The organism is Actinoplanes cyaneus (assembly GCF_016862095.1).
In the GTDB taxonomy this organism is placed as follows: domain Bacteria; phylum Actinomycetota; class Actinomycetes; order Mycobacteriales; family Micromonosporaceae; genus Actinoplanes; species Actinoplanes cyaneus.
In genome coordinates, this window is sequence record NZ_BOMH01000078.1 from 1 (window position 1) to 25,544 (window position 25,544).

Sequence of the window (25,544 nt, forward strand, 5' to 3'; positions counted from 1 at the left end):
ATTCCGGTAGCAGCGCCCGGCCGGTGACCCCTGACGGCCCGGCGAGCGGCCGCTCGCCGTCCTGGACCGTCCTGCGGGGCGCGGCCGGCGCAACTCGTGCATGCGGATCGTCTCAGGAAGGCTCGGCAGGCGGGTGCTCGTCGACGCCCGGGCGTTCCGTGGACGGGTTCTCGGTGGACCGGTGCTCGGTGGACGGCTGCTCGGTGGACAGGTTCTGGGTGGACGGGTCGTCGGCGGACGGGTTCTCGACGCGCGAGTTCTCGGCGGACGGGTTCTCGACGGACGGGTTCTCGACGGGCGGCAACTCGTGGATGCGGGCGGTCCGGGCGATCTTGCGCTGCAACGACCTCAGCAGACGGATCGTCTCCTCGTCGCGGAAACCGGTGGTCGCCTGCCAGTCCCAGCCCGACCCGAACACGTCGCTGGCGAAGACCACCTCCGCGGAGGCCAGCACCCGTCGCCAGTCCCGGGGGCTGAGCGGCTGCCCGCCCCGGACCAGCGGGCGAAGGCGCACGACGTGCTCGAACAGTTCCGCGACGCTGCCGAAGTCCAGGGCCACCGCGAGTGGCTCCGTGCACCGTGCCGGGCCGCCCCACTCCGTCAGGCCATGAGCGAGCACCTCCCGCTCGTCCTCATCCAGTTCGATCGCCACAAGCTCGTCGGCTGTCATGCCCGTGATGATGCCGGAATCCCCCAAACGAGGTCCCTGGTTTTCCGGCAGGAACTGATCGATGCCCGCCACGATCGAGGGTCGGGCGACGGTATGCGGACATCGACAGGCTCCTCCACCGTGTCTGTAGTGGACGACTGTGCGGCCCGTCACCCCGCTGGTGAAGCACCGCTGCCGGCGACATCGTCCGTGAGATCCTCGCCGGATGTGGGAGACGGTGACGATCGGGGAATCCGGTGCCACGGTGACGGTCGACCGGCGCAACGGGCTGTATCGCAAGGTCTCGGACGATCCACGGGACGACCTGGTCGGCGAGGGCGCACGCCTGACCTGGCTGCGTGAGCACGGCATTCCCGCCGCCGAGGTCATCGAGTGCCGCCCCGGTCTGCTCGTGACGGCCGAGGTGCCGGGTGTGTCCGCTGCCGGGGAGTGGCCCGAGGCATCGTGTCCGCGAGTTGTCGACGCGCTCGCCGGCCTGACCCGTGCGCTGCATTCCCTGCCGATCACCGACTGCCCGTTCGATCGCCGCCTGGCCGTGGTGATTCCCGAGGCGCTGGCGGCTGACGTGGACCTCGACGACCTGGACGACGAACGCGCCGGTTGGACGCGCGACGAACTGGCCGCCGAGCTGATCTCCACCCGCCCACCGGACGAAGACCTGGTGGTCTGTCACGGTGACCTGTGCCCGCCCAATGTGGTGCTGGACCCGGACACCTGCCGGGTGAACGGCCTCATCGACGCCGGCCGGTTGGGCGTGGCCGACCGCTGGGCCGACCTTGCCCTCGTGACCAGGTCACTCACCGATGACTCCGATCCGCAGTACGGCGCCTGGGCGGCTGACAGATTCCTGAAGAAGTACGGAGTAGCACCCCACCCCCGGAAGAACGACTTCTATCGCCTGCTCGACGAGTTCTTCTGAAGTCCCCGATGCGTCAGGCCGAGGTGAAGTTCCACCGGGCGGGTAGCTCGCTGTCGCACAGAGCGCAGGTGAAGTCGCCGTCACGCACGATGTTGCGCTCCCCGCAGGAGGGGCAGCAGCGGAAGACGACCTTGGCGGTGAAGTCACCCGGATGCGCTATGCCGAGCCGGTCGAGCGATTCCCGGACGGCGGGCCAGCAGTCGGGATCCGGGCAATAACCGGTCGATTGGTTGGTCACCTCGAGGACGTGCCAACCTGACGCATCGCGGGCGAACATCATCTCACCTGCGGCAAGTACGTCTCGGCCGCCGGCGAGCGCAACATGTTCGCTGCGGCGCGGTGCCAGTCCGAGATCACCGTCAAGCGTCACCACGAAGGTGAGCGGCTCACCGAGGTCAGCGCTTCCGCGCACAGCGAGCCAGTCAGCCAGCAGGGTCGCCGAACGAACCGCGAACGCCCCCACCGTGACAGCCTCATCGCGGATCTCGGCCGGACCGACGTAGCTGAACCGCCTGGCGTGCATCACCGCGTGACGGTATCTCTCGCGATGGTGGACGTCGACGTGAATACGACAGCGCTCGGCTCGGCAGATCCGTGCACCGGATCGAGCGGCACGACGCAAGAGCGCTGGAGTCCGCCGAGGGATCGGGGCTCGCGAGTGGGAGCGGGGTCGCCGTACCATCGCGGGCATGCCCAAGCGCCGATGGATCGTCGCGCTGGCCGTGGCCGTCCTGCTCGGCGCCGGCGCCGGAACAGTGGCCGTGGCGGCGCCGTCGGTCGCGGCTGTCGCGTGCCCGTGGTGCTACGGCTTGACCGGGCTGGGTGGCGGTGTCTACGCCGAACGTGACGACGACTCGTACCGGACGATGGCCGACGCCGCCGGGCAGCGGGTCGAGCGGTTCTACGGCGGCCGGCAGGCGCACGCCCGAGTGCTGATCTGTACGACCGACGCGTGCTACCGGCGCATCGGAGGCGGCGGGGAGAAGGGCAGGGCACTGCGCAACCGGGCGCTGCTGCTCTCCCCCGCCGGCGCGACCGAGACGATCGCGGCGCACGAGTTCGCCCACCTGGAGCTCCACGAGCGGCTCGGCGACGCCCGCGGCAAGGTCCCGCACTGGTTCGACGAGGGTCTGGCCGTCGTGGTCTCCGACGATCCGCGCTATCTGCGGTCCGGAAGCGATCGCTGCCTGGTGCCCTACGACGAGGCGCTCACGGTCACGCGCGTGGACTGGGCGGCGGCCGCCGCGGGCGGGACCGACCGCGGCTACCTGCTCGCCGGGTGCGTCGTGAGTCGCTGGGTCGCGGCTCACGACGTACACAAGATGGTTGCTGATCTTCGGGATGGAATGCCCTTCGAGGACGCCCTCTCGTGAGTTCGCCGGTCGACCTCGCCGGCTTTCCGACAGCCGCCCGGCGTGAGGACCAGCCGCGGGCTGGCCACCACCGTGGTGTCGGCGGCGGCAATACCACGGTGAGCGCCAGCCGGAAGCCGCCACGACCCTACGAGAGGGTGCGCGGCGAGCAGGGCATCAGGCGATGCCGATCGTCCAGTTCTCGCCGTCGTCGCCGGCGCTGCAGGCGTTGAAGCCGCGTTCGCCGGCCACGCAGACCCGGAACGTGACGGTGCGCCCGGCCGTGAAGTCGTGGCTGAACCGGGCGGTCTCGCCCGCCGCGCCGCCGGTCGAGTGGGTGCCGGTCTGCAGTGTCCCGTCCTCGCGGACGTACCGGTACTCCAGATAGGCGCGACCGCCGCCGGCGACGTGCTTCGTCACCGTGAACGAGTCGTCCCCGGCGTCGAAATGCCCTTCCGCCAGCAGTTCACTGTCCCGGTCGAAGACCTGGGCGGTGGACGACACGGCGGACGGCGCGAATCCGAGGGTCGCCGCGATCACCGCGGCCGGAATCATGCTGTTCATTGCCACACCTCCGCACGACGCAGCCTGCTACTTCCCGATGGCCGAACCGGAGGTGACGATCTTGATACCCACCGCTGTCTCAGACGAAACCCGAGATCCGTTCGGCCACGAGATCCGGCGAGTGCGCGGGCAGGTCATGGGACGCTCCGGGCACGATCTCGGTCCGCGCGGACGGCAGCACGCGACGCAGCCGTTCGGCGACCTCGGCCGGGTCGTAGAGCGCGCTGTGCTGCCCCATCAGCACCAGCGCCGGGACGGTCAGGCCGGCGAGCTCGGCGTCGGTCACCGTGTCCGGCATCGGTAACCGGCGGCGGAACCGCATGATCAGCGGCAGCAGCCGGATCAGGTCGTCGTCGCGGAGCACGGCGTTGCGCACCGGGTAGGAGAGGCGCCGCCGCACCGGCCCGGGGGTCAGCCCGGCGAGCCCGCCCGCCATGAGCCAGATCCAGAACTTGGCGCCGAGCCGCCCGAAACCGCCCGGGTCGAGCAGGGTCAGGCTCGCCGCGCGCCCGGGGAACCGCAGCTCGTGCCGCAGGATCGCCCAGCCGCCGTAGGACATCCCGACCAGGTGGGCCCGCTCGACGCCGAGCGCCGTGAGGGCTTCCTCGAGGTCCGCCGCGACGTCGTCGGCGTCGCGGATCGGCCGGGTCTGGGTGGCTTCGCCGGGCTCGCCGATCGGGTCGAGCGCGATGACCGGGTTCTTGCGGCCGAGGGCTTCGACAAACCGATACCACGTCAGGGCACTCCCGCCCGAGCCCGGCACGAGCACGATCGGCACACCGTCCGCCGCACCCGAGCGGTAGGCGACGGCTGTGCCGAAACTGGTCGTGACCCGTTCCGCCACGACCGGCAGGGGCCACAACCGATCAAAGGATTGCCGGTACGCCGTGAGGAAGCGCTCCCGAGCGGCGTCGCTGGTGAACTCACCGACATCGTTCATGATACAACCGTATCATCAAAGTGGAGGGTGGGAACGTGCCGAAGCGGGTCGATCACGACGAGCGCAAGCGCCACATCGCCGGGGCGCTGCTGCGGATCGCCGAGCGCCAGGGCCTGCAGCACGCCACGATGCGCTCGGTCGCCGCCGAGGCCGGGGTGTCGTTGCGGCTGGTGCAGTACTACTTCCACACCAAGGACGAGCTGCTGCTGACCGCGATCGGGATCTCGGCCGAGCAGATCGGCGAGCGGGTGCGGACCCGGCTGCTCGCCGCGGGCGCGGGCGCGGCACCACCGCCCCGCGAGTTCGTCACCGAGACGCTGCTGGCGGCGCTGCCGCTCGACGACGACGGGGTGCGGATCACCAGGACCTGGGCGGCGTTCTACAGCCTGGTCCTGGCCGAGCCGGAGCTGACCCGGCTCGGCGCCGACCATCCGAACAGCCTGGAACGCCTGCTGGCGAACCAGTTGCGGCTCGCCGGGCGGCCGGAGCCCGAGGTGACCGCCGCCGGCCTGCTGGCCCTGACCAACGGCCTGGCCTCCAGCATTCTGGGCCGCCAGCACGACGCCGGCATGGCGGTGACGGTGCTGCGCCACTACCTCGGCATGATCTTCGACAGCCCGGGCCGGGAGTCCGACGGGTGAGGGCCGGAGCGAGTCCTGCGCCGGCTCGCGGCTGGTCACACGATGGGCACCAGCCGCCCGCGACGCCCTCCCATCGGTCAGGACAGCCGATCGACGACGATGACCTCGGCCGGCGTGCCGGGCCGGTCGGCGGGGGTGGTGGCCGTGTAGCTGGCGAGCAGGGCGAGCGCGTCGGCGTCGCTCGTTCCCTCGGCCGTGTGGTAGACGGTCAGCGACTGCCCGTCCTCCCCGCTGACTCATCGAGGACCTGGAGCACCGGATCCGGGTCCACACCGGCTTCCGGCTCGACGACATGTCACCGGTCGGGGCGGCCCGCAGCGTCACCGTCCCGACGCTGCTCTACCAGGTTCGCGACGACGTCCTGACCCGGCCGGACGACGTCCAGGCGATCCACGACAACATCCCGGCCGAGAAGGATCTGTTCTGGATCGAGGGCAGCACCCGCCGCTGGGACGGCTACCGCTACTTCGCCCAGAATCCGGGGCGCGTCCTCGACTGGTTCGACCGTCACCTGAGCTGACCACGCGCGTGGCGGCACGGGGGACGCGCGAAGATCGGGAGATGGAAGAGGACGGGCGGCTCCGGATCACTCTGCTGGACGGGTTCGAGGCCGTCCGTGGCAAGGTCGTCGTGGCGATCCCCGGCGCGCGGCTGCGGAGCCTGACCGTACGGCTGGCACTCGCCGGTGGCCGCCCCGTCCAGCAGCACGTCCTGGCGGACGCGATCTGGGCCGGCGATCCCCCGGCCGGCCGGGCCCACGCCCTGCAGGCGCTGGTGTCACGGCTGCGCCGCGTTCTCGGCTCGGCCGGCAGCGTCGAGCAGACCGCCGGCGGTTACCGTCTCGGCATCGACCCGGCCGACGTCGACGCGCTGCGATTCGAGCGGCTCGCCGCCGCCGGCCGGGAGCGCCTGCGCGCTGGTGACCCGCTCGGGGCGGCGGCCCTGCTCGGTGACGCCACGGCGCTGTGGGGCGCATGGCCCGGCGCGGAGCCGGCGGTCGTCGCCGCCGTGGCGCCCGCCGCCGCGGCGCGGCTGGCTCACCTCTCGGTCGAGGCGCTCGTCGACCTGGCCGAAGCCGAGGCAGCCCGGGGCGACGCCGACGCGGCCGAGGCGCGCCTCGCGGCCCTGCTCACCGAGCAGCCTGTTCACGAGCGTGCGGCCGCGCTGCTGATGGACGCGCTCGCCGCTCAGGGCCGGCAGGCGGAGGCCCTGAGCCTGTACGAACGGGTCCGCGAGGCCCTCGCCGGCGACTCCGGCGCCGATCCGGGTGCTGCCCTGCGGGACCGGCACGTGCGGTTGCTGCGCGCCGCGCCGGCACCACCGAGGCCCGGGCCGGGCAATCTGCCCACACCGGTGACGAACCTGATCGGACGCGACGACGAGCTGGCCCGCGTCGATGCGCTGCTCGCCACCGGGCGCCTGGTGACGGTGTCAGGCCCGGGCGGTGCCGGCAAGACGCGCCTCGCGGTGGAGGCCGCCCTGCGCCACCGTCACGAGTACCACGACGGCGCCTGGCTGGTCGATCTCGCCCCGGTCACCGAACCCGGCGAGGTCGGCGCCGCGGTGCTCACGGCGATCGGGCTACGCGGCGGCGCGCTCTTCGACGCGCGCCGGCGGGCGGGCGGCGACGAGCTGGACGTGCTCGCCGAGCACCTGGACGGCCGCCACTGCCTGCTGCTGGTGGACAACTGCGAGCACCTGATCGATGCGGTGGCTCACCTGTGCACGGCGTTGCTGTCCCGCTGCGCCGGGTTGAGTGTGCTGGCCACCAGCCGTGAACCTCTCGCCGTCAGCGGCGAGGCGCTGGTGCCGCTGGGCCCGCTCGCGCTGCCGGACCCGCACGCCGGCACCGAGCAGATCCTGCGGACGGCGTCGGTGCGGCTGTTCCGGGAACGGGCCGCCGCCGTACGCCCCGGCTTCGTCCTCGACGACTCGGCGATGCTGGGGGTTCTGCGCCTGGTCCGCGGATTGGACGGCCTGCCGCTGGCTCTCGAACTGGCCGCGGCGCGGCTGCGGACGTTGTCGCTCGCGGAGCTGACCGACGGAATGGCCGACCGGATCCGGCTGCTCTCCGCCGGGAACCGCACCTCGCCGCCGCGGCACCGCACCCTGCACGCGGTCATCGCGTGGAGCTGGGAGCTGCTGAGCGCCGACGAACGTACGGTGGCCGAACGTGTGTCGATCCTGCCGGGCGGCGTCACCGTGGCGTCGGCCGTCGCCGTCTGCGCGGGCACCGCGGTGCCTGCCGATGACGTGCCCGACCTGCTCGCGGCCCTGGTCGATCGGTCGCTGCTGCAGCTCGCGCCGGACCCGGGGCGCTACCGCATGCTCGAGACGATCCGCGAGTTCGGCGTCCAGCGCCTGACCGGGACGGGACGGCTCCCGACCGTCCGCGCGCTGGCCGCGGCCCACCTCGCCCGGCTGGTGGAGGACCATGACCGGCAGCTGCGGGGACCGGCGCAGCTGACGGCGATCCAGGTGATCCGCGCCGAGTACGACAACATCCTGGCCGCCCTGCGCTGGCGGTGCGACGCCGGCGACGCGTCCGGAGCCGTCACGCTGGCGCTGAGTCTGACCTGGTTCTGGCAGTTGCTCGGCCGCCACCCCGAAGCGGCCTACTGGCTGGGTGAGGCCCTGGCGGTCCCCGGCGGCGAGCCGACGACCGAACGGGCCTGCGCCGAAGCCGTTCTGCTGCTCGACCGCGCCGACGGGCAGCTCGAGAGAGGCCCCGGCCAGGTCGCCGACGACCGGAGCCGGATGCGCGAGGTCGCCCGCCGGCTGCTCGGCGGCACCCCGCTCCCGAGCCCCTACGCCGTTTTCGGACCGGTGCTGCTCGCCTTTCTGCGGGACAACGACGCCGCGTTGCTGGGCTTCGCCGAGCTGATCGACGCGGGTGACCCCTGGACGGCGGGCCTGGCCCACCTGTTCCGGGCGCAGATCGCGGAGGCCGGTGGTGAGCTCGACGTCGTACGCGTCGAGGTGGAAGCTGCCCTGACCTGCTTCCGGACCGCCGGCGACCGATGGGGCCGGGCCGCCACGCTGCCGATGCGGGCCCAGCTGCGGCAGTACGACGACGTCGACGGGGCCCTGGCCGATCTGCGGGAGGCCCGCTCGCTGGCCGGCGAATTCGGCGCGCTCAGCATCGGCGACCAGCTCGACAGCGATCTGCGCTGGCTGGACGTACACCTGCGCGGGGGCGAGACCGACCGTTCCGCGGCCCTGATCGAGACGGTCCGGGAACGCGCCGAGCACACCACCTCGGCCCAGCTGGTGATGCTGGTGAAGGCGCGGGTGGCCGGAGCCTGGCTGCGGCTGGGCCGCCCGGACCGCGCCGAGGAGCTGATCGGCGAGGCCGAGCACGCGATGCACGGCGGCACGGCGAGCCCGGACGACCACGTCCGGACGCTGGTGCACAGCGTGCGAGCAGCGCTCTGCACCAGGAGCGGTGACGTCCCCGGTGCGCAGCGGGCGCTGGCGGCGGCCTACGCGGCGGCGCTGAGGACCCGGGACCTGCCGATCGTGGCGGTCGTGGCGGTGCACGCGGCCGGCCTCGCCGCGTCGTCCGGAGAGCCGCACGCTTCGGCTGTCCTTCTCGGCACGGCCTCCCGGCTGCGCGGCGCTCACGACCACACCGATCCGTGGATCCTTGACCTCGCCCGCCGGGGGCGCACCGCGCTGGGCGACGCGACGTACGCCCAAGCCTATGGTCGTGGCTGGGAACTCGCCCCGGAAGACGCGGTGACCGCCGCCGACCCCGCCCGCCTGCCCGCGACACGAAGGCTGGAGTAGTCGGCCGCGGTCGTCGTGCGAGCCGTGACAGTCGCGTGCCAGCGCCGTACGGGCGCCGTGTGAGCGGGACCCGTCAGGTTGGGACCTGCCGCCGGAACAGCCCGGATCACGGGCGGCTCCGCAGCGGCGCACCTGACGAACCACGGAGGCGACCATGAGTGAGACCAACGCCGGAGCCGGTCACGGCTGGGTCCGGAGCTGGAGCGCGGCACCGCAGGCGCCGGACGCCGGGCTCGGCTCCCTGGACGGCGTGACGCCGTTCAAGGACGTGACGGTGCGGCAGGTGGTGCGGATCAGCGGCGGCGGGCACCGGGTGCGCGTCCGGCTCAGCAACGAGTACGGGACGGCTCCGCTGACCGTCGGCGCGGCCGGGATCGGCCTGGCCGTCGACGGCGGCGCGGTCCGGGAGGACAGCGCCCGCGTGCTGACCTTCGCCGGCCGCCCGGCTGTCACCGTTCCGGCCGGCGCGCCGATCCTCAGCGATCCGATCGACCTGCCGCTGCCCGCCCTGACGACCCTGTCGATCAGTCTCTACCTGCCGGAACTGGTGGAGAGCTGCACCTACCACGACTCGTCGCTGGACCCCGCCTGGATCCTCGCGGGCAACGCCGTCGCCGAGGCCGTGCTGCCCGGCGAGGCCGAGCCGCTGCCGGCCCGGGCGCTGCTCTCGGCCGTCGAGGTCGTTCCCGACGCGCCGGCCACCGCCGTCGTCGTTCTGGGCGACTCCCTCGTCGACGGCTTCGGCTCGACCCCTGGCACGCACTCCACCGTGCCGGAGCTGCTCGCCGACCGGGGCCTCTACGTCAGCAACCAGGGCATCAGTGGCAACCGGCTGCTCAACGACGGCCTCGGCGCCTCGGGCCTGGCCCGTTTCGACCGCGACGTACTGGCGACGCCGGGGCTCGGCCACGTCATCGTGTCGCTGGGCCACAACGACCTCAGCATCGCCGCCATGCCCCGTGACGGCGACGGCCCGCTGGCCGATCTCCTGGCCATGTTCCCCGGCGGGCCGGTGACGCCCGACGACGTCATCGCCGGCTACCGGCAGCTGATCGCCCGCGCGCGGGACCGCGGGGTGAAGATCCACATCGCCACCCTCACCCCCGACGAGGGCGCCGAGATGCACACGGCGGCCGGTGAATCGGCACGACAGGCGGTCAACACCTGGATCCGTACCAGCGGCGCCTTCGACGGCGTCCTGGACTTCGACGCCGCCTGGCGCGACCCGGCCCATCCCTCACGCGTCCGGGAGGACCTGCACGCCGGCGACCACCTGCACGGCAACGACGCCGGCTACCGGGCTCTCGCCGACTCGGTCGACCCGTCGCTGTTCCACTGACCCACCGCGTACGACAAGGAGATCTTCGATGCATGATGTGGTGATCGTGGGCGGTGGACCGGTCGGGCTGTTCCTCGCCGGTGAGCTCGCCCTCGGGGGCTGTTCGGTCCTCGTGCTGGAGCGGCAGGCAGAGCCGCACTCACCGTGGCGGCGGTTCCCGCTGGGGTTGCGCGGTCTGAACGCCGGTTCGGTCGAGGCGTTCTACCGCCGCGGCATGCTGGCCGAGCTGCTGGCGGCGTCGGGTGGCCGCGACGAGGTGGGCGCCGACCTGGACGCGGAGCGGGCGCCGGCGCCGCGGTCGGTGAGTCATTTCGCCGGGATCATGCTCGACGCGGCGAAGGTGGATCTTGCCGCTCTCCCCCCACGACTGCCCAGCCCAGCGGTGGACGGCATGCTGACCAGCCTGGACGCGGTGGAGTCGGTGCTGGCCGCACGGGCGATCGAGCTCGGCGTGGAGCTGCGGCGCGGCGTCGAGGTGACCGGCCTGACCCAGCACGACGAGACGGTGGTCGTGCACGCCGGTGAGCAGGAGTACCAGGGGCTGTGGGTGGTCGGCTGCGACGGTGGGCGCAGCACCGTGCGGCGGCTGGCCGGCTTCGCCTTCACCGGGACCGAACCGGCACTGACCGGGTACCTGTTCACCGGCGCGGTCACCGGCCGGGAGAAGCTGGGCCCGGGCTTCACCGTGACCCCGACCGGCATGTATCTGCGGATGCCCGCCGGCGGCTACCTCGGCATGATGGACTTCGACGGCGGCGCGTTCGACCGCTCCCAGCCGCTGACGCCCGAGCATCTGCAGACCGTGCTGCGCCGGGTGTCCGGCACCGACGTCACGGTGGACGAGGTCGACCTGGCCTCCAGCTTCACCGACCGGGCGATGCAGGCCACCACCTACCGCCAGGGCCGGGTGCTCCTGGCCGGCGACGCCGCGCACATCCACTCCCCCCTCGGCGGGCAGGGACTCAACCTCGGCATCGGCGACGCGCTGAACCTGGGCTGGAAACTCGCCGCCACCGTGCACGGCACCGCCCCCGACGGCCTGCTGGACACCTACACCGCGGAACGGCACCCGATCGGGGCGCGGGTGCTGGACTGGTCACGAGCCCAGGTGGCGGTTATGCGCCCGGACCGGTACGCCCCGTCCCTGCAGTCACTGATCGGTGACCTGCTCGCCACCGCGGACGCGACGACCTACGTGTGGGAACGGACCTCGGGCCTGGCCAACCGGTACGACCTGGGCGACGACCAGCCGCTGACCGGCCGCAACGCCCCGGATCTCCGGCTGGGGACCGGCACCCTGCTCGGCACCCTCCTGCAGAGCGGGCGAGGCGTGCTGCTCGACTTCAGCGCCGATCAGGTCCTGCACGAGGCGGCCACGGGCTGGACCGACCGGATCGACTACGTGGCCGGGCCGGCTCGCGACGACCTCGGTCACGGCGCCGTGCTCGTCCGGCCCGACGGCGTCGTCGCCTGGGCGGACGGCCGGAGCCCGGACAGCGACGCGTTCGACCGGGCTGCCCGCCGCTGGTTCGGCGACCCGAAAGCCTGAGCCGCCGCCACCGCGGGCCGGGGACGGGTCAGGATCCGCCCTCGGCCCGGGTCACGCAGAACTCGTTGCCGCCCGGATCCTGCAGCACCACCCAGCCCCCACCGTCCGGCGTGCGGTGGTCGGCGAACATCGTCGCCCCGATCTCCAGGAGGCGGCCGACCTCCCCGTCGCGGCCCAGGTCGGGTGACTGCAGGCAGACGTGCACCCGGTTCTTGACCGATTTCGACTCCGGCACCGCCTGGAAGTAGAGCCGCGGCCCCTCGGGCGGCACGATGAGCACCTCGGGGTCGCCGGGCGTGAACTCCGGACCGACCGGGTGGCCCACGACCTCGCTCCAGAAGATCGCCAGCACGTACGGATCAGCACAGTCGAACGAGACATTACGGATGATCGACGTCATCACCCGACCTTACCGAGTGTCCCGGCGGGCTCAACTCGGCCGCGCACCGGCCGATGTCCACGGGCATGAACGACGTCAGCACCGGCGCACGCTGGTTCGGCACCGGCCACAGCACCCTGACCGACCCGGCGGCGGCCGGCGCCGAGGCGGCAGCGGGCGCCCTGGACGGGCGGGTGCCGGCCGTCGTGTTCGTGTTCTGCTCGGTCGGCTACCAGGTGCCGGAGCTGTTCGACGCGGTGCGGGCGCAGGCCGGCCCGGACACCGTGATCGTCGGCTGCACCACGTCCGGCCAGCTCGGGGACGGCCGGGTCAGCCGGGCCGGCGTGGCGATGACCGCGTGGGGTGGCGCCGGCTTCGCCGTACGCACGCAGGTGGCTCGAGGGGCGACCGGCCGCCTGCGGGAGGCCGGAGCGCAGGCCGCGTCGTGCCTGGCCGCCGTCGGGTCGGAGCACCGGGCGCTGCTGATCATCGGGGACGGGCTGACCGGGGCGACGCACGAGATCGTCCGGGGCGCGTTCTCGGTGGCCGGCGCGGCGGTCCCGCTGGCCGGTGGTTGCGCCGGCGACAACCTCACCTACGTACGGACCTACCAGTTCCACGGCGGCCGCGACGGCGTCGAGATCCTGTCCGACACGGTGATCGGCATCGCGATCGGCTCGGACCGGCCGCTGGGTGTCGGCCTCGCGCACGGCTGGCAGAAGCAGGGCGACGCCATGGTCGTCACCAACAGCCGCGACGGCCGGGTGCTGGAGCTGGACGGCGAGCCGGCCCTGGACGTGTTCCTGCGCCGGTTGGGTGTCGGCGACTCCGCGCTCGACGACCCGGCCGCCTTCCGTGACCTGGCGTTCCATCACCCGCTCGGGTTGTCCCGGCGCAGCGGCGAGGACATCCGGGTGATCCACGACGGCGATCTGTCCGACCGGTCGCTGATCTGCCTGGCCGACGTGCCCCAGGGGGCGCTCATCTGGATGATGACCAGTGATCACGACTCGCTGTTGGACAGCGCGGGCGAGGCGTCCGGCCAGGCTCTGGAGGCGCTGGGCGGCGTGCCGGCGCTGGGCATGCTGGTGTTCGACTGCGCGGCCCGGTGGATCAAGCTCGGCGAGGCCGGCGTGCAGCAGGAGAACGCGGAGATCGGCAAGCGGCTCGACGGCGTCCCGTACGGCGGGTTCTACACCAACGGCGAGATCGGCCGGGTCCGCGGCGCCCTCGGCATGCACCACTTCACCCTTGTGACCCTGGCACTGGCCTGAAGGATCGACGATGAATCACTGGTCAACCCACCAGCTCACCGAGTTCTTCGCCGCGGTCTGCGCCGTGCAGCAGGAGGACCGCGCGATCATGGTCGCGGTCGAGCAGGCCTCCGAGGTGCTGGAGGCCGAGATCGGCGCGGTGCTGCGCGACGGCCGGGTCGAGGTCGCCTGGGGCACGAGCCGCGACCAGCTGGTCGCCGCCCTGGGCGGGGAGGAACGCCCGGACACGCTCACCCTGGCCGGTCTCGGCGAGCTGCACGTGAGCTCCGCCCGGTTCGGCTCCGGCTCGCGCGGCGCGCTGCTGGTGGCCCGCGCCGGCGACCCGCTGGACCCGGAGGAGCGGCAGCTCCTGCAGGCCATGGCGCAGACCCTCGGGCTGGCGCTGACCAACCTGAGCCTGCTGAGCGCCGAGCGGTCGCTGCGCGAGGACCGGGAGCGGGAGGCCGCCGAGCGGCTGGCGCTGCTCGAATCGCTGCGCGAGGCCCGGCACGACTCGCTGACCGGCCTGCCCACCCGGGTGCTGTTCCTGGAGATGCTCGCCGAGCGGCTGGCCTGCAACACCCCGACCAGTGTGCTCTTCGTCGACCTGGACCGGTTCAAGGCGGTGAACGACAGTCTCGGGCACCGGGCCGGCGACGAGCTGCTCGGGCTGGTCGCGCAGCGGGTCCGCGCCTGCCTGCGCCCGACGGACACGGCCGCCCGGATCGGTGGCGACGAGTTCGCGGTGCTGCTCACCGACTGCGAGGCGGACCAGGCGGTCCCGGTCGCGCAGCGCCTGATCGACGCGATCAAGGTGCCGTTCGCGGTGGCCGGCCAGGAGGTGTTCATCGGCGCGAGCATCGGCATCGCCGCCGGTCCGGGGCCCGCGCCGAGCGAGATCCTGGGCAACGCGGACGTGGCGATGTACCGGGCCAAGACCGAGGGCCCGGGCAAGGTGGTGCTGTTCGAGCCGCAGATGCACGCCGAGGCCCTGGCGCGGCTGACCCTCAACGGCGACCTGCAGCGGGCGCTGACGCTGGGCGAGTTCCGGTTGCAGTACCAGCCGCTGATCGACCTGAGCAGCGGCGAGACGGTCGGCGTCGAGGCCCTCGTACGCTGGCAGAACCCGGACCGTGGCTACGTCTCGCCGGCCGACTTCGTGCCGATGGCCGAGGAGACCGGGCTGATCAGCGACCTCGGCCGCTGGGTGCTGAACACCGCCGGGCGGCAGGCCGCGGCGTGGCGGCGCACCCGGCCCGGCCTGGGCATCAACGTCAACGTCTCCGGACGCCAGCTGACCGATCCGCAGTTCGCCGCGGACGTCGAGCGGATGCTCGCCGACACCCGGCTGCCACCGGAGGCGGTCACCCTGGAGCTGACCGAGTCGGTGCTGATGAGCGACCCGAAGACGGCCATCGCCTGCCTGCGCGACCTGCAGGATCTCGGCGTGGACGTGTCCATCGACGACTTCGGGACCGGCTACTCGTCACTGTCCTACCTGCAACGGCTGCCGGTGGACGAGCTGAAGATCGACCGGGCCTTCATCAGCCGGGAGAACCCGACGACCGCCGACCTCGCGGTGATCCGCACGATCGTCGAGCTGGCCCGGACGCTGCGCCTGCGGACCGTGATCGAGGGCATCGAGACCGAGGCGCAGCGTAACGCCATGCGACTGCTCGGCTGCGATCTGGGACAGGGTTACCACCTGTGCCGGCCGGTCCATCCGGAGAATCTGCTGGCCAGCCTGGGAACGGCCGAGCCGGGACGCCGCGCTGCCTGAGCCGGTTCCGGAACCGGAATCCACATGCGTCAAGATACTCACCGTCGTGTGAGCACGAGGGGGCGTGTGTGACCGATTCTGACGACCAAAGACGTTCGCTGTCACGGGCCGAGAACCTGCGCCTGACCCGGATGCCGTCGCTGCCACCACGGCCGGGCACGACCGGACCGCTCCGGCTGCCGGTCGAGGAGACCCCGGCGGCCGTGCCGGTCCGCGCCCCGGCCCGGCGGCGGCGCGGCGGCCTGCTGATCGGGTTGGTGCTGCTGCTGCTCGCGGCGGCGGGCGGCGGGGTCGTGTACCGGTGGAGGTCGGACGCGGTCGCGAGCCCGGCGCCGTCCGCGCCCACCACGTTCCCCGCGGTCGAGGGCCCGTCGCTGATCGCGTCGCCGGCCGCGGGCCCCGGGCGTGATCCGGTCGCCGCGGCGGCCTCCCCGGCGACGCCGTCCACTGCCCCGTCGACCGCCCCGTCCACCGGCCTGTCGAGCGTTCCTGCCAAGAAACCGCAGGTCACCGGCAAGGTCAACGCCAGCGGGACCAACCTCGCCCTGCGCGCCACCTGCACCGCCTCGGGCGCCGAGGCCGACGGCTGGCTGCCGAAGTACGCCTGCGACGGCGACCCGGAGTCACGCTGGTCCAGCGCGTTCAGCGACACGCAGTGGATCCGCGCCGACCTGGGCACGACCTGGCAGCTGACCGGCGTGACCCTGGTCTGGGAACGGTCCTACGGCGCGAGCTACCGCGTCGAGACGTCCGTCGACGGCAAGACCTGGACGCGCCTCTACGTGACCAGTAACGGACACGGCGGCACTGAGCAGATCCCGGCGAAGGGCACTGCCGCCCGGTTCGTCCGCATGGTCGGCGTCAAACGCGTCAGCTCCTACGGCTACTCCCTGCTGGAGCTCGAGATCCGCTGAGACCCTTTGCGCGTACGGCGTGAGACCCCTTTGCGCGTACGGCGTGAGCACGGTCCCGCGGTGACCGGCTCGCGACCTGATCCCGGCACCGGATCGCGGCGCGCCGCACTCCCCTCAGCTGGTTGTCATGGGCGTTATCCGTCCCGGATAACGCCCATGACAACCAGCCAGAACCCCGCCGTGCCCGCAGGCCCGACCCGGTCACGGTCCCGGCTGGTCCCCAGGGGTGCATCATCCGCCGGATACACCCGTGACGGCCAGCCACGGCAGCCCGGCTGGCCACCAAGGGTGCATGGCCGCCCGGACACACCCGTGACCGCCAGCCGCGACAGCCCGGCTGGCCGCCAAGGGTGGGTCGCGCCGGCCGGGCGGTCAGCGAGCGGGCGGGATGACAGGCGCGCCGGGCCGGGTGGTCAGGAGCAGGCGCGCCCGGACGGGTGGTCAGGCAGGCGCGCCCCGGGTGGGTGGTCAGCGGGCGAGCAGGCGGGACCGGGCGGCCTGATAGGCGCAGCCGGCCGCGTCGAGTGTCTCCGCCGTCGCCAGCACCCGATCACGATCGGACACGAGCAGGGCGCCGGCCCGTTCGACGAGCGCGGCCGCGACCGGGTTGCCCTCGACGACCTCACGGGCGGCGGCCACCCGGGACGCCGCCTCCGCCGACTCGGCGAGCACGGCCGCCTCGGCACGCAGCGCGACGTACCAGTGCAGCCAGATCCAGGTGACCCACTTCCAGACCTCGTCCGGCTCGGGGACCGTTCGTTCCGCCGCCTGCGCCACCCGCCCCTGGTCGAGCAGCAGGATCGTATCGAAGACCGCCCCGAAGCCGTACGTGAGCTCGGCCGTCACTCCCATCCGCTCGACCACGGCCTGCCACCGGGCCCGGGAATCCTCGTCACCACGCAGTCCGTGGACCATCGCGACCGCGGCCGCCGCCGGGGACAGCGCCGACGCCGGCGGGCGCCCGGCCCGCTGCCACGACTCCAGGAAGCGTTCGCCGAGCCGCGACACCTCGTCGAGGTTCCCGGCCAGGGCTTCGGTGACCAGCAGCCAGCAGGTGGCCCGATGACCGACCTCGGCGAGCATGGGATGCCCGGCGAGCTCCCGGCCGGCCCGCCGGGCGGCGAGCAGGTCGCCGGCCCCGAGCGCGGTCTCCACCGCCATGCCGAGCGCGTCGAGGCGCTCGTGGAGCACGGCCGGGGTGTCCGGCAGCGGCGCCAGCAGCAGGAGCCGCCGCCGGGCGGTCGCCGCCGTCGCGAACGTGTCCCCCGCCCAGCTCTGGGCGCCGATCAGCGCGTCCAGCGCGGCCGATTCGGCGAGCGGATCACCGAGGTCGCCGGCGAGGTCGACGGCTCGCTGGGCGCGGGCGAGGGTCTCCGGCACGGTGTTGCCGGCCGGTCCTTGCGCCGCCCCGAACGCGTCCGACAGCACGCCCGCCTCGGCCAGGGCCACGGCGGCGAGCGCGGCGGGCGAGTTCCCGGCCAGCTTGCGTGCCTCGTCGACCAGGCGCAGCGTCTCCTCCCGGGCCGGGAGCCGCTCGAACTTGCCCCAGAACCGGTGGGTGCTGGTCGCCGCGAGGGCGAGGTCCCGGGCCGCGGCGGACTCGGACGGTGCCGCCGCGGCGGCTGCCCGCAGGTAGCGGTACAGGTCGTCGCCGCGGATCCGGCACCCGGCGACCGCCGCCGCCTGCCGGTACATCTCCGCGGCCACGGCCGGATCCGGGGCCAGCCCGGCCGCCTGCTCGAACCGGATCTGGGACTCGGCCGCGAGCCGGCGCGCGAACGTCAGCTCGGCCAGCCGGCGGGTGAGATCGAAGTCGGACGCCCACGCCTGCGCGGCCCGCAGGTCGTCGGCGATCGCGTCGAAGCTGACCCGCCAGTCCGGGTCGGCGTCCACGAGTTCGGTGGCTCGGGCCCGGCACCAGCGCAGGTGCGCGGCGCGTACGCCGTCGAGCTCGGCGGCGACGGTGAGCTGCTCGAGGCCGTACTGCCGGATCGTCTCCAGCAGGCGGAACTCGGTGCCGCCGGGCGACGGCGTGACGGTCAGCAGGCTCTGCTCGGCGAGGCGGGCCAGGCCGTCAGCGGTCGCGCCGGCCACCTCGGCCGCGGCGGGCAGCGTGAACGGCGAGACGAAGACCGCGAGCCGTCGCAGTAGACCCTGATCCGCCGGGGACAGCAACGCGTGGCTCCAGTCGAGCGCGGCGCGGACCGACCGGTGCCGTTCGTCGGTGCGCGAGCCGCCCTCCAGCATCCGCAGCGGGTCGTCGAGGCCGGCCGTCAGCCCGTCCAGCCCGAGGGCGGGCCAGCGCGCGGCCGCCAGCTCGATCGCCAGGGCCATCCCGTCGAGGCGCCGGCAGAACGCCGCGATCGGGTCCCGCAGCGCGTGGTTCGGGGGCCAGCTCGCGGCGGCGGCCCGATCCAGGAACAGCGCCACGGCGTCCGAGTCGCCCCCGCCGTCGAGGGACAGCGGCGGCACCGTGAAGACCCGCTCGAACGGGACCAGCAGACGCGCGCGGCTCGTCGCCAGGACGGTCACCTCCGGACACGTGGTGAGCAGCTTCTCCAGGAACGGGGCGACGCCGTCGCGTACCTGCTCACAGTTGTCGAGGACCAGGAGCACGGTCCGGTCGGCGAGCGCGTCCACGACGGACTCGTCCATGGCCCGGCCGAGCTGCTCGCCGAGGCCCATCGTGGCGGCGACCGCGGCCGCGACCACGCACGCCCCGGGCCCGCTGACCGGGACCAGGTCGACGAACCACACGCCGTCGGGGTAGTCCCGGCCGAGCTCTGCGGCGACGGCGAGCGCCAGCCGGGTCTTGCCGACCCCACCCGGGCCGACCGCGGTGACCTGCCGGTGCGCCTTCAGCACGGCGGTGAGTTCCGCGATCTCCGCGGCCCGGCCCACGAACGAGGTGAGCGGCACCGGGAGGACCGGCCGGACCGGTGCCGAGCCCTTGATCGAGGCGAGTGCGCGCCGGTCCGGCACGTCGAGCTTGCGCAGCAGGGCGGAGACGTGGCTCTCCACGGTACGTACCGAGATGAACAGCTTCGCGGCGATCTCGGCGTTGCTCAGGTGCTGCCCGAGCAGGGTCAGCACCTCGCCTTCCCGGGCAGAGACATCCGCGGTCGTCATGCGGCGATTATCCGTGGCCGGTATCCGTGGCCGGCTCCGTGGTGACCACGGATGTGCGCGGGACCCCCTCGCGGCGAAGCTGAGTGCACCGACGAGATGAGGAGTCACCATGACGCAGGGAATCAAGACCGTTCTGCACTCGGTGTCCGACCTGGACGCGGCCAAGAAGTTCTACACCACGCTGCTGGGGACCGAGCCGTCGACGGACACGGCGTACTACGTGGGGTTCGAGGCAGGCGCGCAGCACATCGGGCTGCTGCCGGCCAAGGCGGAGATCGCGGCGCCCGTCACGTACTGGGAGGTCGCGGACCTCGCGGCGAAGGTGGCCGAGCTGAGCGCGGCCGGGGCGGTCGTCAAGGAGGAGCCGCACGACGTCGGCGGCGGACGGCTGGTCGCGACAGTGGCCGACGCCGACGGCACCATTCTCGGGCTCCTGCAGGACCGCTGACGGTTACGCGGCCCCTGCCTTCCGGCGGGGGCCGCTGCCCCGGCTAGCGTGACGAGCATGATCCTTCCGGCCGACAGTCACGTGCACAGCGAATGGTCCTGGGACACCCTGGCCGGCTCGATGGAGGGCTCCTGCGAGCGCGCCGTCGAGCTGGGCCTGCCGGTGATCGCGTTCACCGAGCACGTCGACCACACCCGCTGGGCCGCGCCGACCGAGGGCCCGTACGTGAGCGCGGAGCTGACCGCCGCGGCCGGCCCGGACGGCCTGATCACCCCGCCCGCCTTCGACGTCGAGGGCTACCTGGCGACGGTCGAGCGCTGCCGTGACCGCTTCCCCGGCCTGCGCATCGTCACGGGTCTGGAGGTCGGCGAGCCGCACTGGTACCGCGAGCAGGTCGCGTCGATCCTCGCGGCCGGCACGTTCGAGCGGGTCCTCGGGTCGCTGCACTGCCTGCCGGACGGTGACGCGCACGCCGAGCCGTGGGCGCTGTTCCCGCACCGGGACCCGGCCGCCCTGGTCCGTGAATACCTCGCCGAGATCCCCCGGATGGTCGCCGGCGACGATCCGTTCACGATCCTCGCGCACATCGACTATCCGCTGCGGTCCTGGCCCGCCGACCGGTCCGGGCCGTTCGACCCGAGCCTGTTCGAGGACGAGTTCCGGTACGCGTTGCGGGCCACCGCCGAGTCCGGCCGCGCCCTGGAGATCAACACCCGGATCCCGCTCGACGCCACGATTCTGCGCTGGTGGCACGAGGAGGGCGGCGACGCGGTCAGCTTCGGCAGCGACGCGCACCGTCCGGAACTCGTCGCGCACGGCTTCCGGGAGGCGGCCGCGATGGCGGAAGCGCACGGATTCCGGGCGGGCCCGACGCCGTACGCGCTCTGGGGTCGCCGGTAAATCGGTGTTCATGGGCGGAATCGGACGGTAGAAACTCCGGGTGGCCCCTCGACCGAAGCTGTTCGTGCTCGCCCTGGCCCTCGCGGTCGACATGCTCGGCAGCGGTCTGCTGCTTCCGGTCTCGCTGCTGTACTTCACCGAGGTCACCGGCTTGCGACTGAGCACGGTCGGGCCGTTGCTGAGCCTCGCGGCGCTCGCCTCCCTGCCGGTGCCGGTGATCGTCGGGCACTTCGCCGACCGGACCCGCCCGCTCTCCCGGGTGCTGGCCGCGCAGGTGCTGCAGGGGGCGGCCTACGCGGCGTACGCGCTGGTCAGTGGCCCGGTCACGCTGCTGGTCGTGGCGATTGTGGCGGCGGTCGGGCAGCGGCTGTTCTGGTCGTCGTTCTTCTCCGTGGTCGCCGGTCTGGCCGAGCCCGGGGAGGACGGTCGCGTCGCCGATCGCCGGTTCGCGCTGGCCGGCATGATCCAGATGGGCGCGACGGGGGCCGGGACGCTGCTCGGCGGGCTGGCGGTGACGTATGGGTGGTATCAGCCGGTGGTCTACCTCAACGCCGTCAGCTTCCTGCTCTCGGCCGTCCTGCTGCTGTTCGTGCCGCGCGGCGCGCTGCCGTCGACCACCGCGGAAGAGCGTGGTAGTTATCGGACACTGCTGCGCGATCGTCAGTATCTGCTGCTCATCGCGGTCAACACGATCTTCGCGTTGTGCAGCATCTTCGTCGCGGTGGCGGTGCCCGTCTACCTGATCGACGGACTGTCCGCGCCGGCGTGGCTGGTCGGGCCGCTGCTCGCGATCAACACCGTGCTCCTCGCGTCCGGCCAGCGGCTCGCGGTGCGGGTGGTGCGGCCGCTGTCCCGTACCGGATCGCTGGTGCTCGCCGGTGGGCTCTGGGTGGGGTGGGCGCTCGTCTACGCCGCCGCGGTGCGGGTGCCGGCCTGGGCCCTCGTGCCGTACCTGCTGGCCGGGATGGTGCTCTACGCCGCGGCCGACCTGATCCACGCACCGATCTCGAACGCGTTGTCGTCGGCCGCGGCGCCGGTCGCGCAGCGCGGCAGATACCTGGCGATCTACCAGTACACCTTCGCGTTCGCCAACATCCTGGCGCCGTCGTTCTTCACGATACTCTTCGGGTACGGGCCCTCGCTCCCGTGGCTGGCCCTGGCGCTCGTGGCCGCGGCGGCGTCGGCCGTGACGTGGACCCTGCGCGCTCCGCTCGCGGCCCGCGAAGCCCTCAGTGACGGTGCCGCCAGTGATCAGTCCCGGACGTGAAACCTCGGGCGGCCCGTCAGCCGGTGAGCTCGTCGCCGAGGCCGGTGCGCTGGTAGAGCAGCCGCCGCCCGGCCCGCGTCCCGGTGATCAGCCCCGCGTCCCGCAGCGTCGTCAGATGATGGGAAGCCGTCGCCGGTGCCAGCCCGAGCCGGTCGGCCACCTCCCCCGTGCTGGCCGGAGCCGCCAGCAGCGTGAGGACCGCCGCCCGGGTCGGCCCGAGCAGCGCCGTCAGCGCGGCGCCCGGCGACGGCGGCCGCGACCACAGGTTGCCGTAGCCGCGAGGGGCGTACCAGAGCGAACGCCCGGTGGTCATCGCGTACACCTCAGGCCCGGCGAAGCCGGTGGGGAGCAGGGTCATCCCCGGACCACCGGACCACTGCCCGGACTTGTGCGGATATCTGATGAGTAGCGCCGAGCCATCCCAGCCGAGCCGCGGATGCAGTCCTTCGATCATGGCCCGTGGGCTCTCCGCTGCCGCCACCCGCATACGACCGGCGATCTCCGCGTCCGCGAAGCCCCGCAGCCGCTGCCACAACGGCGCGATCGCCGCCTCGTGATAGGCCCTCAGCTCGGCGATCAGCACGCCGAGCGCCGCCGCGGGGTCCCGCTCGAACGCCAGGATCTCGGGCGGTGGCGCATGCCCGGTCCACCCGTCGAGCACCTCGGCGGCGACCCGGTCCGCCGGTGTCGACGAGACCGTCGCGAGCTCGTCGGCCAGCCGGGGCCGGGCCGTCGGCGGCACCGGGGTCAGGAAGTCCGGCGCATACCCCCGCGGCCCGGCGGCCACCGCCCGCAGGGTCGGCCCGGCCGCCGCCGAAGCCCGCGCCACCCACCCCGGCGCAACCCATGCCGCCCCCGCCCCGCGCAGTGCGAACATGCTCGCCACCAGCTCCGCCATCGGCGAGTGCGCGAACCGTGACCCGGCCAGATCCGCGGCCCCGAACTCCCATGCGATCACGCCACCATTCGAGCACGGTCGAACGGCTGCGGGCCAGGGACCACCCGCGCCTACCGTCGCGCCATGGAATACACCCGTCTCGGCCGTACCGGCCTGACCGTGAGCCGTCTCTGCCTGGGCACGATGAACTTCGGCTGGCAGATCGACGAGCCGGCCGCGCACGCCGTCCTCGACCACGCCCGCGACCGGGGCATCAACTTCGTCGACACGGCCAACATGTACGGCCGTGAGGACGGCGACGGTCTCAGCGAGCGCATGATCGGCACGTGGCTGGCGAAATCCGGTGATCGGAACCGGACGGTGCTGGCGACCAAGGTCTACGCCCCGATGTCCGCCGACCCGAACGATCGTGGCCTCTCCGCCCGCAACCTCATCGCCTCGTGCGAAGCGTCGCTGCGACGGCTGCGCACGGACTGGATCGACCTCTTCCAGCTGCACCACGTGGACCGCGCCACCTCCTGGGAGGAGATCTGGCAGGCCCTGGAGACCCTCACGATCCAGGGCAAGATCAGGTACGCCGGTTCGTCGAACTTCGCGGGCTGGCACCTGGCCCGCGCCCAGGGCGCCGCCGACCGCCGCCACTACCTGGGCCTGGTGTCCGAGCAGCCCAAGTACAACCTGCTCACCCGCCACGCCGAGCTCGAGGTCCTGCCCGCCGCGGCCGAGCTGGGGCTGGGGGTCCTGCCGTACTCGCCGCTGCACTTCGGGGCCCTCTCCGGCGCCCTCCGCAAACAACGCGAGTCGACGCCCGGACGGACCGTCCTGCACGCCCCCGACCGCGTCGAGCCGCACCGGGCGGCACTGGAACGCTACGAGAAACTCTGCGCCGACCTGGGCGAACAGCCCACCACGGTGGCGATCGGCTGGCTCCTGTCCCGTCCCGGAGTCACCGCCCCGGTGCTCGGGCCGCGCACCCCGGAGCAGCTCGACCTGCCCCTGAAAGCGCTCACCAGCCCCCTCACCGCCGAGGTCCTCGCGACCCTGGACGAGATCTTCCCGCCGATCGGCAACGGCGGCCCCGCCCCGGAGGCCTGGGCCTGGTAGCAGCTCGCTCCGGGCTTCCACCGATGGCGTCCCGAGCGGGGAACCCGGCCGTTCCTATACTCGGCTCATGACCGGGCGATTCCTGCGCGACATCGCGGTCTCCCCCGGTTTCGACCCGGCGATCTACCCGTTCCACCTGCCGGTGGTCAAAGGCCTGATCGCGGCCGGCCGACTCGACCTCGGCCCGGGGGTCACCTTCCTGGCCGGGGACAACGGCTCCGGGAAGTCCACGCTGATCGAGGCGATCGCCGTCGCGGCCGGTTTCAACGCCGAGGGCGGCAGCCGGAACTTCCAGTTCGCCACCAAGGCCACCGAGTCGTCGCTCGGCGATCATCTGACCGTCGGGCGGGTCGCCGGGCGGCGGGAACGGTCGAACTTCTTCTTCCGCGCGGAATCCTTCTACAACGTGGTCACCGAGATCGACAACCTCGGGGTCGGTGCCGGTTACGGCGGGCGCAGCCTGCACGAACGCTCACACGGCGAGTCGTTCCTCGACCTGATCGACAAACGGTTCCACCCGCACGGGCTCTATCTGCTGGACGAGCCCGAAGCCGCCCTGTCCCCCCGCGGACTGCTGATCGCCCTGGCCCGGCTGCACGACCTGGCGCGGGCCGGGTCACAGATGCTGATCGCCACGCATTCGCCGATCCTGCTCGCGCTGCCCGGGGCGGCGATTCTGCAGATCGCCGACGACGGGCGGCTGCGGCGGGTCGCCTACGACGAGGCCGAAGCGGTGCAGGTGACCCGCAACTTCCTGAACGCGCCGGAGCGCACGCTGCGCCACCTGCTCGCCGATTAGCCCGCCGTCCCACCAGCGGCAACGCACGGATAACCACCGTCAGAACCAGCGGGCACGGATGCGCTTCCGGCTGGCACTCACCGTGGCCGACACCACGGTGGCGGCCGGCCCGCGGCCCGCAGCTGGCGCTCACTGTGGTGATGCGACAGCGACAACCACCGTGAGAACCAGCCGGGACCCGGCGCCGACACGACGTCCTCAACTGCCGCTGTCCGTGCCCGGCCCGGCCGCCGCCACGACTGGTGGTCGACTGCCTGGGCCTGATGTCTTGTCGTGCCGTGGTGAGCGGGCGTCCGGGGCCGCGAAAGCGCCCGGCCCCTGGCTATCGTCGGGGCGTGCCCGCCGACCAGCCGCCGACTCCCCCGACGTTCGACGAGCTCGAGTCCTGGGCCGGCCGAGGGCGGGTTCTTCGCGCGACGGACACGGACGTGGCGGCCTGGCGAATCCCGCAGCCGGCGAAGGCCGCGCTGACGTCGAGCGGCATACCTCTGCTCGACGAGGTCGTCGGCAGCGTCTCCTTCCACGCCGCGCCGACGAGGTACCGGCTGGCTCTCGATCCCGGCGGCGAACCCACCGATCCGGCCTGGGAGTTCGGCGCCGTGCCGGTGACCGGTGAGGTTCGCCTGTGGTCACCCGGCGGCCACGAGGACAGTTCCTTCGTCAACTCCTCGATCAGCCAATGGCTGTGCTCGCTTCACCTGGTCGGCAGCCGGTTCGCCGAGTCGGACCTTTTCGACCGCTGGGACGAGAGCGCCGAGGCGGAGGAACGGGCACTCGCCGCCCTTGCCGATCTCCTCGGCCGGATCGAGGCTGTTGATCCCGCTGCCATCGCCGACGGCGATCACGAGCGGCAGTTCTGGCCCGGCTTGCTCGACCGCTGGCTCTTCTGACCCCCGGCCGAGCCATGCCG

At 72.8% G+C, this 25,544-nt stretch carries 23 protein-coding genes; 16 read left to right on the top strand and 7 right to left on the bottom strand.

The window, feature by feature from the left end; genetic code table 11:
• Window positions 1-112: 112 nt before the first annotated feature.
• A complete protein-coding gene (locus tag Acy02nite_RS42050) occupies window positions 113-670 on the bottom strand; it encodes a hypothetical protein (protein ID WP_203754668.1) in 558 nt (185 codons plus the stop codon).
• A gap of 205 nt (window positions 671-875) precedes the next feature.
• On the opposite strand from Acy02nite_RS42050, the gene Acy02nite_RS42055 reads away from it, so the two are divergent.
• A complete protein-coding gene (locus tag Acy02nite_RS42055; protein WP_203754670.1) occupies window positions 876-1,589 on the top strand; it encodes an APH(3') family aminoglycoside O-phosphotransferase in 714 nt (237 codons plus the stop codon).
• A 13-nt stretch (window positions 1,590-1,602) separates the two neighbouring features.
• Here Acy02nite_RS42055 and Acy02nite_RS42060 read toward each other — a convergent pair whose 3' ends face one another.
• Window positions 1,603-2,112: a hypothetical protein gene (locus Acy02nite_RS42060; protein WP_425548283.1), complete on the bottom strand. Its 510-nt coding sequence runs from the start codon at window positions 2,110-2,112 to the stop codon at window positions 1,603-1,605.
• A 166-nt stretch (window positions 2,113-2,278) separates the two neighbouring features.
• Here Acy02nite_RS42060 and Acy02nite_RS42065 point away from each other — a divergent pair, with 166 nt between their 5' ends.
• Window positions 2,279-2,962 carry a hypothetical protein gene (locus Acy02nite_RS42065; RefSeq protein WP_203754674.1) on the top strand — a complete coding sequence of 228 codons (684 nt, stop codon included), beginning with the start codon at window positions 2,279-2,281 and terminating at the stop codon, window positions 2,960-2,962.
• A gap of 156 nt (window positions 2,963-3,118) precedes the next feature.
• On the opposite strand, the gene Acy02nite_RS42070 is transcribed toward Acy02nite_RS42065, so the two are convergent.
• Both Acy02nite_RS42070 and Acy02nite_RS42075 read right to left on the bottom strand, forming a co-directional pair.
• Window positions 3,119-3,505 (bottom strand): hypothetical protein, encoded by a 387-nt coding sequence (locus tag Acy02nite_RS42070; RefSeq protein WP_203754676.1) that lies wholly within the window; start codon window positions 3,503-3,505, stop codon window positions 3,119-3,121.
• Window positions 3,506-3,584: 79 nt separating this feature from the next.
• On the bottom strand, window positions 3,585-4,445 hold the full coding sequence (locus Acy02nite_RS42075; RefSeq protein WP_203754678.1) for an alpha/beta fold hydrolase: 861 nt from the start codon (window positions 4,443-4,445) through the stop codon (window positions 3,585-3,587).
• A 35-nt stretch (window positions 4,446-4,480) separates the two neighbouring features.
• On the opposite strand from Acy02nite_RS42075, the gene Acy02nite_RS42080 reads away from it, so the two are divergent.
• From Acy02nite_RS42080 to Acy02nite_RS42100, 5 genes are all read left to right on the top strand, one after another.
• Window positions 4,481-5,086, top strand: coding sequence for a TetR/AcrR family transcriptional regulator (locus Acy02nite_RS42080; protein WP_203754680.1), 606 nt, complete (start codon window positions 4,481-4,483; stop codon window positions 5,084-5,086).
• 292 nt (window positions 5,087-5,378) lie between these two features.
• Window positions 5,379-5,606, top strand: a complete 228-nt coding sequence (locus Acy02nite_RS42085) for an alpha/beta hydrolase (RefSeq protein ID WP_203754683.1) — start codon at window positions 5,379-5,381, stop codon at window positions 5,604-5,606.
• 41 nt (window positions 5,607-5,647) lie between these two features.
• On the top strand, window positions 5,648-8,875 hold the full coding sequence (locus tag Acy02nite_RS42090; protein ID WP_203754685.1) for an AfsR/SARP family transcriptional regulator: 3,228 nt from the start codon (window positions 5,648-5,650) through the stop codon (window positions 8,873-8,875).
• Window positions 8,876-9,029: 154 nt separating this feature from the next.
• A complete protein-coding gene (locus Acy02nite_RS42095) occupies window positions 9,030-10,214 on the top strand; it encodes an SGNH/GDSL hydrolase family protein (protein ID WP_203754687.1) in 1,185 nt (394 codons plus the stop codon).
• 28 nt (window positions 10,215-10,242) lie between these two features.
• On the top strand, window positions 10,243-11,763 hold the full coding sequence (locus Acy02nite_RS42100; protein WP_203754689.1) for an FAD-dependent oxidoreductase: 1,521 nt from the start codon (window positions 10,243-10,245) through the stop codon (window positions 11,761-11,763).
• A 28-nt stretch (window positions 11,764-11,791) separates the two neighbouring features.
• Here Acy02nite_RS42100 and Acy02nite_RS42105 read toward each other — a convergent pair whose 3' ends face one another.
• Window positions 11,792-12,163, bottom strand: a complete 372-nt coding sequence (locus Acy02nite_RS42105) for a VOC family protein (RefSeq protein WP_203754691.1) — start codon at window positions 12,161-12,163, stop codon at window positions 11,792-11,794.
• A 65-nt stretch (window positions 12,164-12,228) separates the two neighbouring features.
• Here Acy02nite_RS42105 and Acy02nite_RS42110 point away from each other — a divergent pair, with 65 nt between their 5' ends.
• The 3 genes from Acy02nite_RS42110 (at window position 12,229) to Acy02nite_RS42120 (ending at window position 16,089) form a co-directional block, all read left to right on the top strand.
• Window positions 12,229-13,416: an FIST signal transduction protein gene (locus Acy02nite_RS42110; protein WP_239175769.1), complete on the top strand. Its 1,188-nt coding sequence runs from the start codon at window positions 12,229-12,231 to the stop codon at window positions 13,414-13,416.
• Between the two features lie 10 nt (window positions 13,417-13,426).
• The gene (locus tag Acy02nite_RS42115; protein ID WP_203754695.1) at window positions 13,427-15,175 is read left to right on the top strand and encodes a putative bifunctional diguanylate cyclase/phosphodiesterase; all 1,749 of its coding nucleotides are present in this window, start codon (window positions 13,427-13,429) and stop codon (window positions 15,173-15,175) included.
• A gap of 68 nt (window positions 15,176-15,243) precedes the next feature.
• Complete coding sequence (locus Acy02nite_RS42120; protein WP_203754696.1) at window positions 15,244-16,089, top strand: discoidin domain-containing protein; 846 nt, start codon at window positions 15,244-15,246, stop codon at window positions 16,087-16,089.
• A 468-nt stretch (window positions 16,090-16,557) separates the two neighbouring features.
• On the opposite strand, the gene Acy02nite_RS47395 is transcribed toward Acy02nite_RS42120, so the two are convergent.
• The gene (locus Acy02nite_RS47395) at window positions 16,558-19,218 is read right to left on the bottom strand and encodes a LuxR C-terminal-related transcriptional regulator (RefSeq protein WP_275407309.1); all 2,661 of its coding nucleotides are present in this window, start codon (window positions 19,216-19,218) and stop codon (window positions 16,558-16,560) included.
• A 109-nt stretch (window positions 19,219-19,327) separates the two neighbouring features.
• Between Acy02nite_RS47395 and Acy02nite_RS42130 the strand changes: the two genes are divergently transcribed.
• From Acy02nite_RS42130 to Acy02nite_RS42140, 3 genes are read left to right on the top strand one after another with little or no spacing between them, the layout of a single operon-like run.
• Complete coding sequence (locus Acy02nite_RS42130) at window positions 19,328-19,666, top strand: VOC family protein (RefSeq protein ID WP_203754702.1); 339 nt, start codon at window positions 19,328-19,330, stop codon at window positions 19,664-19,666.
• 57 nt (window positions 19,667-19,723) lie between these two features.
• Window positions 19,724-20,566 (top strand): PHP domain-containing protein, encoded by an 843-nt coding sequence (locus Acy02nite_RS42135; RefSeq protein ID WP_203754705.1) that lies wholly within the window; start codon window positions 19,724-19,726, stop codon window positions 20,564-20,566.
• Window positions 20,567-20,606: 40 nt separating this feature from the next.
• Window positions 20,607-21,833, top strand: coding sequence for an MFS transporter (locus Acy02nite_RS42140; protein ID WP_203754708.1), 1,227 nt, complete (start codon window positions 20,607-20,609; stop codon window positions 21,831-21,833).
• Between the two features lie 16 nt (window positions 21,834-21,849).
• Here Acy02nite_RS42140 and Acy02nite_RS42145 read toward each other — a convergent pair whose 3' ends face one another.
• Complete coding sequence (locus tag Acy02nite_RS42145) at window positions 21,850-22,791, bottom strand: winged helix-turn-helix domain-containing protein (RefSeq protein ID WP_203754711.1); 942 nt, start codon at window positions 22,789-22,791, stop codon at window positions 21,850-21,852.
• A gap of 63 nt (window positions 22,792-22,854) precedes the next feature.
• On the opposite strand from Acy02nite_RS42145, the gene Acy02nite_RS42150 reads away from it, so the two are divergent.
• The 3 genes from Acy02nite_RS42150 to Acy02nite_RS42160 all read left to right on the top strand — a co-directional run bounded on the left by Acy02nite_RS42150 (window position 22,855) and on the right by Acy02nite_RS42160 (window position 25,524).
• Window positions 22,855-23,835, top strand: a complete 981-nt coding sequence (locus Acy02nite_RS42150) for an aldo/keto reductase (protein WP_203754714.1) — start codon at window positions 22,855-22,857, stop codon at window positions 23,833-23,835.
• Between the two features lie 67 nt (window positions 23,836-23,902).
• Window positions 23,903-24,634 (top strand): AAA family ATPase, encoded by a 732-nt coding sequence (locus Acy02nite_RS42155; RefSeq protein WP_203754717.1) that lies wholly within the window; start codon window positions 23,903-23,905, stop codon window positions 24,632-24,634.
• 335 nt (window positions 24,635-24,969) lie between these two features.
• On the top strand, window positions 24,970-25,524 hold the full coding sequence (locus tag Acy02nite_RS42160; RefSeq protein WP_203754720.1) for an SUKH-4 family immunity protein: 555 nt from the start codon (window positions 24,970-24,972) through the stop codon (window positions 25,522-25,524).
• Window positions 25,525-25,544 lie beyond the last annotated feature (20 nt).